At 71.0% G+C, this 13,289-nt stretch carries 13 protein-coding genes and 1 riboswitch; of the genes, 9 read left to right on the top strand and 4 right to left on the bottom strand.

Going from position 1 to position 13,289, the window contains the following annotated elements; translation table 11 throughout:
* Positions 1 to 244 precede the first annotated feature (244 nt).
* The 8 genes from QRY02_RS30780 to QRY02_RS30745 all read left to right on the top strand — a co-directional run bounded on the left by QRY02_RS30780 (position 245) and on the right by QRY02_RS30745 (position 9,632).
* A complete protein-coding gene (locus QRY02_RS30780; protein ID WP_285986326.1) occupies positions 245 to 1,672 on the top strand; it encodes a resuscitation-promoting factor in 1,428 nt (475 codons plus the stop codon).
* 180 nt (positions 1,673 to 1,852) lie between these two features.
* Positions 1,853 to 2,689, top strand: coding sequence for a 16S rRNA (adenine(1518)-N(6)/adenine(1519)-N(6))-dimethyltransferase RsmA (rsmA, locus tag QRY02_RS30775; RefSeq protein ID WP_285986325.1), 837 nt, complete (start codon positions 1,853 to 1,855; stop codon positions 2,687 to 2,689).
* Between the two features lie 124 nt (positions 2,690 to 2,813).
* Positions 2,814 to 2,904: riboswitch (SAM riboswitch) on the top strand.
* A gap of 207 nt (positions 2,905 to 3,111) precedes the next feature.
* Positions 3,112 to 4,125, top strand: coding sequence for a methionine ABC transporter ATP-binding protein (locus QRY02_RS30770; protein WP_285986324.1), 1,014 nt, complete (start codon positions 3,112 to 3,114; stop codon positions 4,123 to 4,125).
* 69 nt (positions 4,126 to 4,194) lie between these two features.
* On the top strand, positions 4,195 to 5,157 hold the full coding sequence (locus QRY02_RS30765) for a 4-(cytidine 5'-diphospho)-2-C-methyl-D-erythritol kinase (protein ID WP_285986323.1): 963 nt from the start codon (positions 4,195 to 4,197) through the stop codon (positions 5,155 to 5,157).
* A complete protein-coding gene (locus tag QRY02_RS30760; RefSeq protein ID WP_285986322.1) occupies positions 5,154 to 5,561 on the top strand; it encodes an ASCH domain-containing protein in 408 nt (135 codons plus the stop codon). The genes QRY02_RS30765 and QRY02_RS30760 overlap by 4 nt, the downstream gene beginning before the upstream one ends.
* Before the next feature lie 4 nt (positions 5,562 to 5,565).
* Positions 5,566 to 7,332, top strand: coding sequence for an ABC-F family ATP-binding cassette domain-containing protein (locus QRY02_RS30755; protein ID WP_285986321.1), 1,767 nt, complete (start codon positions 5,566 to 5,568; stop codon positions 7,330 to 7,332).
* On the top strand, positions 7,329 to 7,919 hold the full coding sequence (locus QRY02_RS30750; RefSeq protein WP_285986320.1) for a P-loop NTPase family protein: 591 nt from the start codon (positions 7,329 to 7,331) through the stop codon (positions 7,917 to 7,919). Before QRY02_RS30755 ends, QRY02_RS30750 begins: the two co-directional genes overlap by 4 nt.
* 24 nt (positions 7,920 to 7,943) lie before the next feature.
* Positions 7,944 to 9,632, top strand: coding sequence for a fatty acyl-AMP ligase (locus QRY02_RS30745; RefSeq protein WP_285986319.1), 1,689 nt, complete (start codon positions 7,944 to 7,946; stop codon positions 9,630 to 9,632).
* A gap of 7 nt (positions 9,633 to 9,639) precedes the next feature.
* On the opposite strand, the gene QRY02_RS30740 is transcribed toward QRY02_RS30745, so the two are convergent.
* From QRY02_RS30740 to QRY02_RS30725, 4 genes are all read right to left on the bottom strand, one after another.
* On the bottom strand, positions 9,640 to 9,996 hold the full coding sequence (locus QRY02_RS30740) for a DivIVA domain-containing protein (protein WP_285986318.1): 357 nt from the start codon (positions 9,994 to 9,996) through the stop codon (positions 9,640 to 9,642).
* Positions 9,997 to 10,202: 206 nt separating this feature from the next.
* Positions 10,203 to 10,523, bottom strand: coding sequence for a DivIVA domain-containing protein (locus QRY02_RS30735; RefSeq protein WP_285986317.1), 321 nt, complete (start codon positions 10,521 to 10,523; stop codon positions 10,203 to 10,205).
* A 21-nt stretch (positions 10,524 to 10,544) separates the two neighbouring features.
* Positions 10,545 to 11,138: an aminoacyl-tRNA hydrolase gene (gene pth, locus QRY02_RS30730; protein ID WP_285986316.1), complete on the bottom strand. Its 594-nt coding sequence runs from the start codon at positions 11,136 to 11,138 to the stop codon at positions 10,545 to 10,547.
* 9 nt (positions 11,139 to 11,147) lie between these two features.
* Entirely contained in the window at positions 11,148 to 11,747 is a 600-nt protein-coding gene (locus tag QRY02_RS30725; protein ID WP_285986315.1) for a 50S ribosomal protein L25/general stress protein Ctc, read from the bottom strand.
* 349 nt (positions 11,748 to 12,096) lie between these two features.
* Here QRY02_RS30725 and QRY02_RS30720 point away from each other — a divergent pair, with 349 nt between their 5' ends.
* The gene (locus QRY02_RS30720) at positions 12,097 to 13,191 is read left to right on the top strand and encodes a hypothetical protein (RefSeq protein ID WP_285986314.1); all 1,095 of its coding nucleotides are present in this window, start codon (positions 12,097 to 12,099) and stop codon (positions 13,189 to 13,191) included.
* The last annotated feature ends 98 nt before the right edge of the window (positions 13,192 to 13,289 follow it).

The raw sequence follows: 13,289 nt of genomic DNA, 5'->3' as shown, positions 1-13,289 counted from the left end.
TGACCCAGATCACGACACTCCGGGGGGTGTTTGCGCAACCCGCCGCGACCCGTTACTGTCCCGTGATCGTGCCGGTCGGTACTGCGCATGCAGTTGCCGACTGTTACGCCCACAGTCACGTCAGTGCACGTCGGGGAAGCGGAACCGGGAGCGGTACGGCCCGGAACCGTGACGATGGCGCCGGCTGCGGGCCCAGACGTAAAGACGTCGCCCCGAACGATGTCTTGGGAAAGGGAACGACCCGGTGACAGGTAGCAGACAGGCTGGAGCGCGCTCCGCGGCCGTCCTCGAGCGCGATTTCGAGAACACTGCGTACGGCCAGCTCGACTTCTCCGACGACCCGAACATCACGCAGCAGGACATCCTCGCCGCGCTCGGCCCGGACGCCGACGCGATGATGGCCGAGATCGACGTCGACGTCGACGAACTGATCCGGCTCATCAACGCCGAGACGACGTACCTGCCGCCGATCGTCATCCCGGACGGGCTCGACGAGGACCGGACCATGTCCCCGCAGGCCAAACGGGCCTCGCTGGACGAGGGTCTGCGCGAGACCACCAAGATCTGGAAGCGCCGGTTCCTCAAGGGCGCCGTCCTCAGCGTCATGATCAGCGTCGCCGGCGGCGGCGCGGCCGCGCTGGCGATGAACAAGAGCATCACCGTCGACGTCGACGGCCACCAGCAGACCGTGCACTCCTTCGGCGACACCGTCGGCGAGGTGCTCGAGGACGCGGGCCTGTCCGTCGGCGCGCACGACTCGCTGTCCCCGTCCCCGCAGGCGGAGGTCGGCGACGGCGGGGTCATCAAGCTCGAGCGCGGCCGCCAGCTGAAGATGATCGTCGACGGCGCGGAGCACACCTCCTGGGTCCGCGCGACCCACCTCGGCGACGCGCTGTCCCAGCTCGGCATGGCCGGCATGGACAAGCCCGGCACGTGGATGTCGATGCCGAAGGACGGTGAGCTGCCCCTGCAGGGCGCGACCGTCGAGATCAAGACCCTGAAGAACATCACCCTGTACGACGGTGCCAACGCGCCGAAGCAGGTGAAGACGACCGCGGTCACGACGAAGGAGTTCCTGGGCGAGTACAAGCTCACCCTGGGCCCGGAGGACCAGGCCGAGGGTGGCCTGGACGTCAAGCTGACCGACGGCGCCGAGGTGCACATCAGCCGCACCGGCGTCTCGACGGTCAAGCAGAAGGAGAGCATCGACCCGCCCGAGCAGCGCGTCGACGACCCCGACCTGGCCAAGGGCAAGACGCAGGTCGAGGACCCCGGCACGCCCGGCGAGAAGGAAGTGACCTACAAGGTCACGCAGAAGAACGGCAAAGAGGTCGGCCGGGAGAGCATCTCCGAGAAGGTCATCACCCAGCCGAAGCCGAAGATCGTCCACGTCGGCTCCAAGCAGGCCCCGAACCCGGAGATCGGCGACGGCTCCGCGTGGGACCGCATCGCGCAGTGCGAGTCGGGCGGCAACTGGGCCATCAACACCGGCAACGGCTACTACGGCGGCCTCCAGTTCGACAAGCGCACGTGGGACGCCTACGGCGGCGACGAGTACGCCGCGCTGCCGAACCAGGCCTCGCGTGAGCAGCAGATCGCGGTCGCGGAGAAGGTCAAGGCCGGCCGCGGCGGCAGCTACAGCGCCTGGCCGGTCTGCGGCAAGAAGGCCTGACGCTTTCCCGAACGGCCCCCGTCCCACGTGGACGGGGGCCGTTTCGCGTGTCGTCCTCCCCATCACGCGTGTCGTCTCTCCAGTCACGCGAGTTCCGCCTTCGATCACGCGAGTTCCGCGCTCGGTCACGCGAGTTCCGCCGCCGATCACGCGAGTTCCGCGGTCAAGTAGGCTCGTCCGGTGGTTGAACTGCTGGGACCTGCCGAGATCCGCGGGCTGGCGGCCGAACTCGACGTGCGGCCGACGAAGAAGCTCGGGCAGAACTTCGTGCACGATCCCAACACCGTCCGCCGGATCGTCGAGCTGGCGGACGTCGCCCCCGGTGACGTCGTCCTCGAAGTCGGGCCCGGGCTCGGGTCGCTGACCCTCGGGCTGCTCGCCACCGGCGCCCGCGTCGTCGCAGTCGAGATCGATCCCAAGCTCGCCGAGCGGCTGCCCAAGACCGTCGCCGAACGCGGGCCCGAGGTCGCGGGGAACCTCACCGTCGTCGGCGCCGACGCCATGCGCGTCACCCGGGAGGAACTGGGTGAGCCGACCGCGCTCGTCGCCAACCTGCCCTACAACGTCGCCGTGCCCGTCGTGCTGCACCTGCTGGCCGAAGTGCCTTCGCTGAAGTCCGGGCTCGTCATGGTGCAGACCGAGGTCGCCGACCGGATGGCCGCCGGCCCCGGCAGCCGGATCTACGGCGTGCCGAGCGTCAAGCTCGCCTGGTACGGCTCCGCGCGCAAGGTCGCCGCCGTGCCACGCTCGGTGTTCTGGCCGGTGCCGAACGTCGATTCCGCGCTCGTCGCGTTCGAACGCGGCGACACGACGGCGTCCGAAGACCGGGACCTGCTCTTCGGCCTGGTGGACGCCGCGTTCTCACAACGCAGGAAGACGCTCCGGGCCGCGCTCGCGGGCTGGGCGGGTTCGGCCGAGCGCGCCGGCGAGCTGCTGACGGCGGCCGGGATCGACCCCCGGACCCGCGGTGAACAGCTCGGCGTGCACGACTTCGCCCGGATCGCCGCCGCGCGTTAGCGATCCACAATGGAAGGGTGAAAAAGGCCCCCATCGGCCCCGATCCCGCCATTCGGACACCGCCACTCGTGTGATCTGGGCCAACAGGCTTGCGTTCGCTCCTCGGGATCGGTTTTACTCAGTACGTCCATCCCGAGCGACTGAGAGACCTGGCTCGCCGAAGTCGCAGCAACCACCCTCCACAGGGCAGGTGCTACCGCCAGGACCGATGGAGGCCGTTTTCGATGAAGAGGGTAGCTCGCCCCCTGCTCCTGACCAAGCGTCGCGTTGTCGACGAAGGCCGCCGCTCCGTGACCGCATGTCGACGCTCCAACTGAGCTTGTCGTAGCCGGTCCACCTCTTCTTCACGCACCGTCCGAACAGGACGGAACTTGCTTGCGGCCGGGTGCCGCCATGCGCGCACCCCGTTTTCTGGAGCCTTCGTGATCACCGTCGAAAACCTGTCCAAAACCTTTGCCACCAACGGAAACTCCGTCATCGCGCTCCGGGACGTGAGCGTCGACGTCCAGGCCGGCTCGCTCTTCGGCGTGGTCGGCCCCGCCGGGTCCGGCAAGTCCGTCCTCGCCCGGTGCATCGCGCTGCAGGAGCGCCCCGACCGCGGCGTCGTCCGCCTCGACGGCCTCAACACCGGCACCCTCGACGGCCGCCGCCTCCGCGAGATCCGCCGCCAGCTCGGCGTCGTCTCGACGAAGCCGGAGCTGATCGCCGAGCGCACCATCGCCGGCAACATCGCCTCCCCGCTCGAGCAGCTCGGCGTCGACGGCCCGCAGCGCCGCAGCCGGGTCGGCTCGCTGCTGGACCTCGTCGGCCTGACCCCGCGCGCCGCGCAGCGTCCCGGCGAGCTGTCCGCCGGTCAGCTGCGCCGCGTCGCGGTCGCGAAGGCCCTGGCGGCGGCCCCCGCCGTGCTGCTCGCCGACGACCCGACCGCCGGCGTCGACCCGGAGGAGGCCGGCGCGGTGCTCGCCGTTCTCGACCGGGCGCGCTCCGAGCTGGGCACCACCGTCGTCATCACGACGCCGGACGCGGGCGTGGTCCGCCGGGTCTGCGACGACGTCGCGGTGCTGGAGGACGGCACGGTCGTCGAGCGCGGCACGGTCCTCGACCTGATCTCGAACCCGGCCAGCCGCACCGCGCAGGCGCTGCTGCCGGCCATCGAGACCGTCCGCTCGCAGGCGGCGCGCTACGACCGCTCGGCCGACGTCGTGCTGGTCGGCTTCGCCTCGGTCGGCGCGCTGCTGCCCGAGGCCGCGGGCCGCTTCGACGTCGAGTTCGCCACCATCGGCGGCGGCCTGACCCGCATCGGCGACACCCCGGTCGGCCGCTTCCGCCTCGGCGTCCGCGGCGAGCGGGCCGACGCGGCGCTGGCGTGGGTCGCCGAGCGCGGCGGCCACGTGACGTACACCGCTCGTGGTCCGCAGGGTGTCGCGGCTGCCTGACCCGGAGTTCAGAACGCCCCGATGCGCAGGTCGCATCGGGGCGTTTCCGTGGGCACGTAGGCTGGTCGGGTGCTCGCCGTAGTTCCGCCCCCAGTCACCGTCCGGGTCCCGGCCAAGGTGAACCTGCACCTTTCGGTCGACGACCTGCGCGAAGACGGTTACCACGAGCTGGTGACCGTGTTCCAGGCGCTGTCGCTGACCGACGAGGTGACCGTCGCGGTCACCGAAGAGCCCGGCATCGAGGTCTACGGCGAGGGGGAGGGTTCGGTCCCGACCGGCCCCGAGAACCTGGCCTGGCGGGCCGTCGAAGCGCTGGCCGAGCACGTCGGCCGCACCGGTGAACCGAAGGTCCGGGTGGTGCTGCGCAAGGGCATCCCGATGGCCGGCGGCATGGCGGGCGGCAGCGCCGACGCGGCGGCGACGCTCGTCGGGCTGGCGAGCCTCTGGAACCTCGACGTCACCCGCGACGAGCTGGCCGAAATCGCCGCCGGGCTGGGCAGCGACGTCCCGTTCGCGCTCTACGGCGGCACCGCGCTGGGCACCGGCCGCGGTGAGCAGCTGGTCCCGGTGCTTTCGCGGCACACGTTCCACTGGGTGCTGGCCTTCGCCGCCGAAGGGCTGTCGACGCCGAAGGTGTTCGGTGAACTGGACCGCCTGCGCGCGGCCGGCAACCCGCCCCGCATCGGCTCGCACACGCCGGTCGTCGAGGCGCTGGCCTCCGGCGACCCGCGCCAGCTGGCCCTGCTGCTGGGCAACGACCTCCAGGCGGCCGCCGTTTCGCTGCGGCCCGACCTGCGCCGCACGCTCCGGGCAGGCGTCAACGCGGGCGCGCTCGCGGGCACGGTGTCCGGCTCCGGCCCGACGTGCGCGTTCCTCTGCGAAGACGCGCAGTCGGCGGTGGAGGTTGCGGCCGAGCTGTCGGGCGCGGGCGTGTGCCGGACGGTCCGCGTGGCCCACGGCCCGGTCCCCGGCGCCCGCGTCGTCGGCGGGGACGACGCGCCGCGCCCGGCACCGCCGCGGGTGCACGCGTGAAGCACGCCGAGTTCGCGTTCCCCGGTCCGCTGCGCGACAAGCTGGTCGCGGCGATCCTGCGCGGGGAGAAGACGTCGACCACCGGCCTGGTCGCCGAATACGAGAAGTACGGCGAAGAACTGCCCGTCGTCGGCGAGCGCGAGCTGATGATCGACTCGGCGGGCGTCGGGGTCGCGATCCTCGAGACCACCGAGGTGCGCGTGCTGCCGCTGTCCGAAGTGGACTTGCAGCACGCGCTCGACGAGGGCGAAGGCGACAAGAGCGTCGCCGAGTGGCGAGCCGGCCACACGCAGTACTGGCAGAGCGCCGAAATGCGGGCCGCGCTGGAAGATCCGGAATTCACCGTGGACGACACGACCATGGTCGTGGCGACCCGGTTCGTCATCGTGGAGAGGATCGGCTGAACGGATGGCCAACCTGGTCAATCTCGAGTCGGTGAGCAAGTCCTACGGGGTGAAGCCACTGCTGGACGGCGTTTCCCTCGGCGTCGCGGCCGGGCAGCGCATCGGCGTCGTCGGCCTCAACGGCGGCGGCAAGACCACCCTGCTGGAAGTCCTTTCCGGACTCGCTGAGCCGGATTCCGGGCGGGTGAGCCACGTCGGCGGCCTGCGGATGGCCGTGGTCACCCAGCGGACCGAGCTCCCGGACGGCAGCACGGTCGGCGAAGTGGTGCTCGAACGCTACGGAGCCGAGCACGAATGGGCCGCCGACGCGCGCGTCCGATCCATTGTAGACGGGTTGGGCATCACCGCGATCGGGCTCGAAACGCCCACCGCGAACCTCTCCGGCGGTGAGCGGCGCCGGGTGTCCCTGGCCGCCGCGCTGACCGGCGAGCTCGACCTCGTCGTCCTCGACGAGCCGACCAACCACCTGGACGTCGAAGGTGTCCAATGGCTCGCCGACCACCTGCTGACCCGGCGGATCGCGGTCGTGGTCGTGACGCACGACCGGTGGTTCCTCGACACCGTCGCGACGCTGACGTGGGAGGTCGCGAACGGCCGCGTCGAGCAGTACGAAGGTGGTTACGCCGACTGGATCTTCGCGCGCGCCGAGCGGGCGCGGCTGGCCGCGACGGCCGAGGAGAAGCGGCAGAACCTGGCCCGCAAGGAGCTGGCGTGGCTGCGCCGCGGCCCGCAGGCGCGTTCGTCGAAGCCGCGTTACCGCATCGAGGCGGCCGAAGCGCTGATCGCCGACGTCCCGCCGCCGCGGGATTCCGTCGAACTGCAGGCGTTCGCGAAGCGGCGGCTCGGGAAGACCGTGCTGGAGCTGGAAGACACGACCTACCGGGTCGGCGAGCGGACGCTGCTCGACCACGTCACCTGGCGGATCGGCCCGGGCGACCGGATCGGCCTGGTGGGCATCAACGGCTCGGGCAAGACGTCGCTGCTGAAGCTGCTCGGCGGGGACGTCGAGGGCTCGACCGGCCGCCGGGTCGAGGGCAAGACGGTCGCGCTCGCGCACCTGCGCCAGGAGCTCGACGACCTGCCCGGCGACCTGCGCGTGCTGCAGGCGATCGAGCAGGTGGCCGGGCGCGTGGTGTTCGGCAAGCAGGAGATGACGGCGTCGCAGCTGGGCGAGAAGCTCGGGTTCCCGCAGGCACGCCAGTGGACCCCGGTCGCGGACCTCTCCGGCGGCGAGCGGCGCCGGCTCCAGCTGTGCCGGCTGCTGATGGCCGAGCCGAACGTGCTGCTGCTCGACGAGCCGACGAACGACCTGGACATCGACACGCTGCAGCAGCTGGAGGACCTCCTCGACGGCTGGCCGGGCACGATGGTCGTGGTGTCCCACGACCGCTACCTGGTGGAAAGGGTGTGCGACACGATCGTCGCGTTGTTCGGCGACGGCCGCATCACCCACCTCCCGGGCGGCATCGAGGAGTACCTGAACCGCCGCGCCCTCGCCAAGGAACCGGCGGCCGCGACGGCCCCGACGGCGGCCAAGACCGAGGCGAAGAAGTCGGCGGCCGACCTGCGGGCAGCGCAGAAGGAACTCGGCCGGTTGGAGCGCAAGCTCGACCAGCTGCACGCGAAGGAGGAGAAGCTCCACTCGGCCCTGCTGGAGGCGGCGACGGACCCGGCGAAGCTGATGGAGCTCAACGCGCAGCTGAAGGGCGTCCAGGGCGAGATCGAGGACGTCGAGGGCCGCTGGCTGGAAACGTCCGAGCTGCTGGAGTGACCAGGCTCCTCGGGCCGGACGAGCCCCTCGGCGTGCGGCAGCTCCGGCGGATCGCGGTGGCCGGGCCCGCGGGATCGGGCAAGTCGACCCTGGTGCGGACCCTGTGCGAGCGCTTGGGGGTGCCGTACGTGTCGCTCGAATCCTTCTACCTCGGGCCCGGCTGGACCATGCGGGAGACGTGGGAAGCCGAGGTGCTCGGCTTCCTGGACGGCGACGTCTGGGCCATCGAGTGGCAGGGCGAAGAAGTCCGGGAACGGATGACAGCCCGCCTCGACGTGCTCGTGTGGCTCGACCACCCCCGTGCCCTGGTGCTGGCCCGGGTCGTCGCCCGCACGCTGCGGCGCCGCTTCGGCCGCGGTCCGGAGATCGCGGCGGGGAACGTCGAAGGCCCCTTGCGCACCTTCTTCACCGACCGGGAGCACATCGTGCGGGTCGCATGGCGGTACCACCCGATCCTGCGCGCGCGGGTCCGCAAGGTGATCGACGAGAACCGCCACCCCGGCCTCGTGGTCGTCCGGCTGCGGGGGCAACACCAGGTGGACAGCTGGCTGCGGGGGCCGGTTTCCGCTTTGCTCGGCGGACGTTGACGCCGAGACAGTAATGTTCCAGCCATGAGCAGGTTCGTGGACACGCTCGTCGCCACCGCGACGGAGCGAGGTCAGCAGCGTGGCATGGTCACCGGGGAGCCGAAGGAGCCGGTCCGGCGGACCTGGGCCGAGGTGCACGAAGAAGCCCGGCGGATCGCCGGCGGGCTCGTCGCGGGCGGGTTCGAGCGCGGGACGGCGGTCGGGGTGCTGGCCGCCGCGCCGGTGCTGATCGCGCCGACCGTGCAGGCCGTCTGGCTGGCCGGTGGCAGCGTCACCATGCTGCACCAGCCGACCCCGCGCACCGATCTCGCCGAGTGGGCCGAGGACACCGTGCGGGTGCTCGGGATGATCGGCTCCGGCCTCGTGCTGCTGGGCGAGCCGTTCGACCAGCTGGCGCCCGTGCTGGAGCAGAAGGGCATCGGGTTCAAGCTCATCACCGAGCTGGCCGCCGCCGAACCGCTGCCGGACGTCGTCACCACCGACGAGGGCGACACCGCGCTGCTGCAGCTGACGAGCGGCTCGACCGCCGACCCCAAGGCCGTGCGGATCACCTACGGGAACCTGTACTCCAACGTCAAGGCCATGGTCGAGCGCGCGGAGTTCGACTTCGACGTCGACGTGATGGTGTCGTGGCTGCCGACGTTCCACGACATGGGGATGGTCGGCTTCCTGACCGTGCCGATGACCTTCGGCGTCGAGCTGGTCAAGATCACGCCGGTCGAGTTCCTCTCCGGGCCGCTGATCTGGCCGGAGCTGATCACGAAGTACCACGGCACCACGACGGCGGCGCCGAACTTCGCGTACGCCATCGTCGGGCGCCGGATGGCCCGCGTCGACTCCGATGACGCCTACGACCTCTCGAAGCTGCGCATCGCGCTGAACGGCGCCGAGCCCATCGACGAGACCGCTGTCCAGACCTTCGTGGACGCCGGAGCCCGGTTCAAGATGCCGGCGGAGTGCGTCTTCCCGGCCTACGGCATGGCCGAAGCGACGCTCGCCGTGTCGTTCGCGCCGCTGTTCACCGGGCTCACCCTCGATGTCGTCGAGGCCGACGCGCTCGAGGCGGACAACCGCGCGGTGCCCGTCCCCGAAGGCGACCCGCGGCGCGGCACCGACGGCGTCCGGTCGTTCGCGCTGCTCGGCCGGCCCCTCGACGGGCTGGAAGCGGAGATCGTCAACGACGCGGGCGAGCGGGTCGGCGAGCGCGAGGTCGGCGAGATCCGGCTGCGCGGCGAGGCCGTGACGCCCGGCTACCTGACCATGGACGGGCCGCTCGACACGCAGGACGCCGAGGGGTGGCTGAACACCGGCGACCTCGGCTACCTGGTGGACGGCCAGATCGTCATCTGCGGCCGCCGCAAGGACGTGATCATCATGGGCGGCCGCAACCTGTACCCGACGGACATCGAGCGCGCGGCGACCTCGGTCGATGGCGTGCGCGCGGGCAACGCGGTGGCGGTCCGGCTGGACGCGGGCAGCCGCCGCGAGCGGTTCGCGGTGGTCGTCGAGTCGAAGCTGGCGGGGGACGCCGAAGCCGAGAAGAACCTGATGAAGCAGGTGTCGGCCCGCGTCCGGGACGCCGTCGACATGCGGCCGTACGCGGTGGTCGTGCTCCCGGCGGGCAGCCTGCCGAAGACGCCGTCGGGCAAGGTCAAGCGGGCGGCGACGGCCCAGCAGTTCGCCGACCGCATCAAGAAGAACGCCGACGCTTGATCGAGGGTCAGCGCTGCTGGACGCGCACCGCGCGGAGCGTCGGCGGGGTGGCGCGCTCGGCCGTGGCTTCCGGGGCCGTGCGGGCGCCGGGCAGGTCCGGGGCCTGGCCGGTGCGGGCGGCGAGCTGGTGCTCCACCGCGTCGAGGAACTCGTCGACCTCTCGCTCGTCGTAGCCGCGCTTGCCGATCAGCGGCTTCGCGAACATCACGTGGTGCACTTCGGCGGCGGTCAGGTCGTCCTCGTCGGCGAGTGTCTTGGCGATGCGCCGGACGAACGCGTCCACCTCGTGCTTCGCGTAACCACGGCGGCCGATCGGGGCGTTGCCGAAGGTGACGTCGGCGAGGTCTTCGACGGTGAACGACATGGAACTCTCCGATTCCGGGATGGGGGCGGGTGCGAACTCCCGTACACCGTCCTAACCCGTGAACAGGCTGCCCGAAAGGGGCTGCCCCCAACCTCACCCCGACGGGCGGCCTCACGCCCGCCTTCGGGTGAGCTTGCGCTACGCAGCGCTGTGTGGCCGGGTTCACAGGGTGACATCCGGGGTCTTCGCCCGCGCCACCTGAAGCGTCAGCTGCGCCCGAACCACTTCCGGGGGCCCTGCGGCCGCCGCTCCTCCTCGACCGCCGCCGGCCGCGGGTTGCGCAGCTCCACCAGGGCCGCCTCGGCCTCGTCGAGGAACAGGTCGACCTGGGCCTGGTCGTAGCTGCGCATGCCGACCGGCATGATCGTGAACTCGACGTAGTGGATGTCGTCCGGTGTCAGGATGTTCCGCCCGGCCAGCGCCTCCGCGATGAGGTCGAGGAAGGCGTCCACCTCGTCCTCGTTGTAGCCGCGACGGCCGAACCGGGGTTTGCCGAAGGCGATCGACCGGGCTTCGTCCGGAGTCATGGCTTCACCTCGCCACCCATCTCAGCCCGCGTGGAAGGAGTTCTGCGCGGCCGCGAGGCCGGTGCCGATCAGCGCTTCGGTCGCGTCCGCGCACCGGTCCACCTCCAACGGGAGTTCCTTGCGCTCGACCGTCGAAAAGTCCTTCAGCACGAAGTCCGCCGGGTCCTGGCGGCCGGGCGGGCGGCCGATGCCGAACCGCACCCGGTAGTAGTCGCGGGTGCCCAGCGACTTCGTGATCGAGCGGAGTCCGTTGTGGCCGTTGTCGCCGCCGCCGAGCTTCAGCTTCAGCGCGCCGAAGTCGACGTCGAGCTCGTCGTGCACCACGACGATGCCGGACGGCTCGACCTTGTAGAACCGCGCCGCGCCGGCCACCGGACCGCCGGAGAGGTTCATGTACGAGCGGGGCTTCACGAGCACCACGCGGCGGCCGGCCAGCCGGCCCTCGAGCACTTCGCCGCCGGTCTTGTGCGTCTTGAACTTGCCGCCGATGCGGGCGGCCAGCTCGTCCAGCACCATGAACCCGACGTTGTGCCGGTTTCCGGCGTACTGGGGTCCGGGATTGCCGAGGCCGGCGAGCAGGATCAGCTCGCCGGCCCCAGGCAGGTCTTCGGTCATGCGGTGATGTTATTCGGCGGCTTCGGCCGACTCTTCGCCCGCTTCGGCTTCGTCGCCGGCCTCTTCACGCTGCGGCTCGTTGACGGCCACGACGAGCGACTCCGGGTCGGTGACCAGGGTCGCGCCCTGGGGCAGCTCGACCTGGCCGGCCAGCACCTGGGAACCGATCTCGAGGCCCTCGATCGAGACCTCGAACTGCTCCGGGATGTGCAGCGCCTCGACCTCGACCTGCAGGGTGTCGACGTCCTGGTTGACCAGGCCGCCCGGGCCGGGGTTGCCGGTCACGACGACGGGGACGTCGACGACGATCTTCTCGCCGCGCTTCACGACCAGCAGGTCGACGTGCTCGATGTAGTTCTTCAGCGGGTGGACCACGATGGTCTTGGTCAGCGCCAGCTCGACCGCGCCCTCCAGGTCCAGCGTGATGACGGCGTTCGAGCCGTTCTCGCGGACGACGCGGGCGAACTCGATCGCCGGCAGCGCGAAGTGCCGCGGGTCCGACCCGTGGCCGTAGAGGACGGCGGGGATCTTGCCGGCGCGACGCGTGCGGCGCGCGGCGCCCTTGCCGAACTCGGTGCGCGGCTCGACGGACAGACGTACCTCGGACACGGTGTGGCACTCCTTCAAATCAACGACAGCATGCTGCGGCGGGGGAAGCCGATGTGTTCTGTTCAAGGAAGTTTCGGCGGCGAGTTTCCGGGCGTGCACGACGACGGGGGCTACTCGAGCCGCCGCGTCGATCACGCCGGGCACCCCAGAAGGGCCCCACCTCGCCGAGACAACCTCAAGAGTGTAAACCAACCTCATCACGGTGGGTTGCGGCGGGGGCCCGGCCCAGGCTAGAACCCTCCTGGAACCCGGTACGTGACGACACAAATCCGGTGGCGGGACAACGCCGGCCGAGGTGTGCTCGGTAGCGGGAGAGCAGGGGGCGGAAATGCGGGCTCGAGGGAGCAAGGTGGCAGCGGTGCTGCTGCTGGGTGGATTGCTGGCGGGCTGCCAGGTGGCGGTCGCGGGCACCGCCGGTGTCTCCGCGGCCGACCAGGCGACGGCGGACCGGCGCGCCGAGGAGCGCGCGGCGGTGGACGCGGCCCTCACGGCGCTGGGGCAAGCACCGGCGATCGCGCTCAAGTCCACGGTGCAGGGAGCCGAGCAGCAGTTCCGGATCACCCGCGGCGGTTACGCCATCGGCGGGCTGCCGCTGGACGGCCGCTTCATCCAGGTGACGGCCGCCGCCGCCCAGTTCTACCTGCAGGCCGACGCCGACTACTGGAAGGCGCACGCCATCGACGAGGGCACGCAGTTCGGCACGAGCTGGGTGCGCTCGCTCGGCTCCGAACTGCCCTTCGACCCGGCGGCCCGGCTCACCCCGCCGGCCCTCGCCGCGGGGCTGCGCAAGGCGCTGACCGGGCTCGACCGGCCGAGTGAGCCGGTCAAGGCGAAGCTGCCGGACGGCACCGAGGTCTACCAGCTCGGCGCCGCGCCCAGCGTCCTGCGCGTCACGACGGCCAAGCCGAACCGCGTCGTCAGCTTCGCCCCGGCGCTGCTCGACCCGCAGGCCGGCCCGAAGTACGGCGCCGAGTTCGGAGTCGCCGCGCTCACCGGGGATGCGGTGAAGACGTTCCACACCGACTTCGACGCCGCCGTCGGCGGGCTGGGGCAGCCGTTCGAAGGGCTGGTGCAGGCCAGCGCCCTCGTCACCAACGACCACCTCGACTGCAAGGACTTCGTCGGCTCCTGCACGACGACGGTCGACGTCTCCAACAGCGTCGTCGGCACGCCGGCGTCGGGGGAGAAGAGCGTCATCCACATCACCCTTTCGGTCGAGGTCAGCGCCGAGTCGCTCGGCGCGCAGACGTGCACGGCGGCCGGGGACGCGGAGCCGTACAAGACGATCCAGCTGTCCTGCGGGGTGAAGTTCAAGCTGCCCAACCGCACGGCCAGCTACCAGGTGCTGTCGAAGCCGACCGCGACGGCGGAGGTCCGCGCGGGCCTGGACGTCGACGCCGTCAAGCAGAAGGTGGCCGCGGAGTTCGCCGGCCTCGGCGGCTGACCTGGACACCTACCCCCGGGTGTGTTGCTTCCGTTGAAGTAGGCGATCTCCCGTTCCTAGCATCGGTCGTGCAGACCGATGACTGACGAGGAGATTCC

Source organism: Amycolatopsis sp. DG1A-15b (genome assembly GCF_030285645.1).
In the GTDB taxonomy this organism is placed as follows: domain Bacteria; phylum Actinomycetota; class Actinomycetes; order Mycobacteriales; family Pseudonocardiaceae; genus Amycolatopsis.
The sequence above is the reverse complement of the archived record's forward strand: the minus strand, read 5'-3'. Positions and strand labels throughout refer to the sequence as shown.

Excerpts from the sequence above, each read along its gene's own strand:
- pth (WP_285986316.1), bottom strand. The coding sequence starts at position 11,138 with ATGACCGAAGACCTGCCTGGGGCCGGCGAGCTGATCCTGCTCGCCGGC.
- QRY02_RS30740 (WP_285986318.1), bottom strand. The coding sequence starts at position 9,996 with ATGTCGTTCACCGTCGAAGACCTCGCCGACGTCACCTTCGGCAACGCC.
- QRY02_RS30735 (WP_285986317.1), bottom strand. The coding sequence starts at position 10,523 with ATGACTCCGGACGAAGCCCGGTCGATCGCCTTCGGCAAACCCCGGTTC.
- QRY02_RS30755 (WP_285986321.1), top strand. The coding sequence starts at position 5,566 with ATGGCCAACCTGGTCAATCTCGAGTCGGTGAGCAAGTCCTACGGGGTG.
- QRY02_RS30745 (WP_285986319.1), top strand. The coding sequence starts at position 7,944 with ATGAGCAGGTTCGTGGACACGCTCGTCGCCACCGCGACGGAGCGAGGT.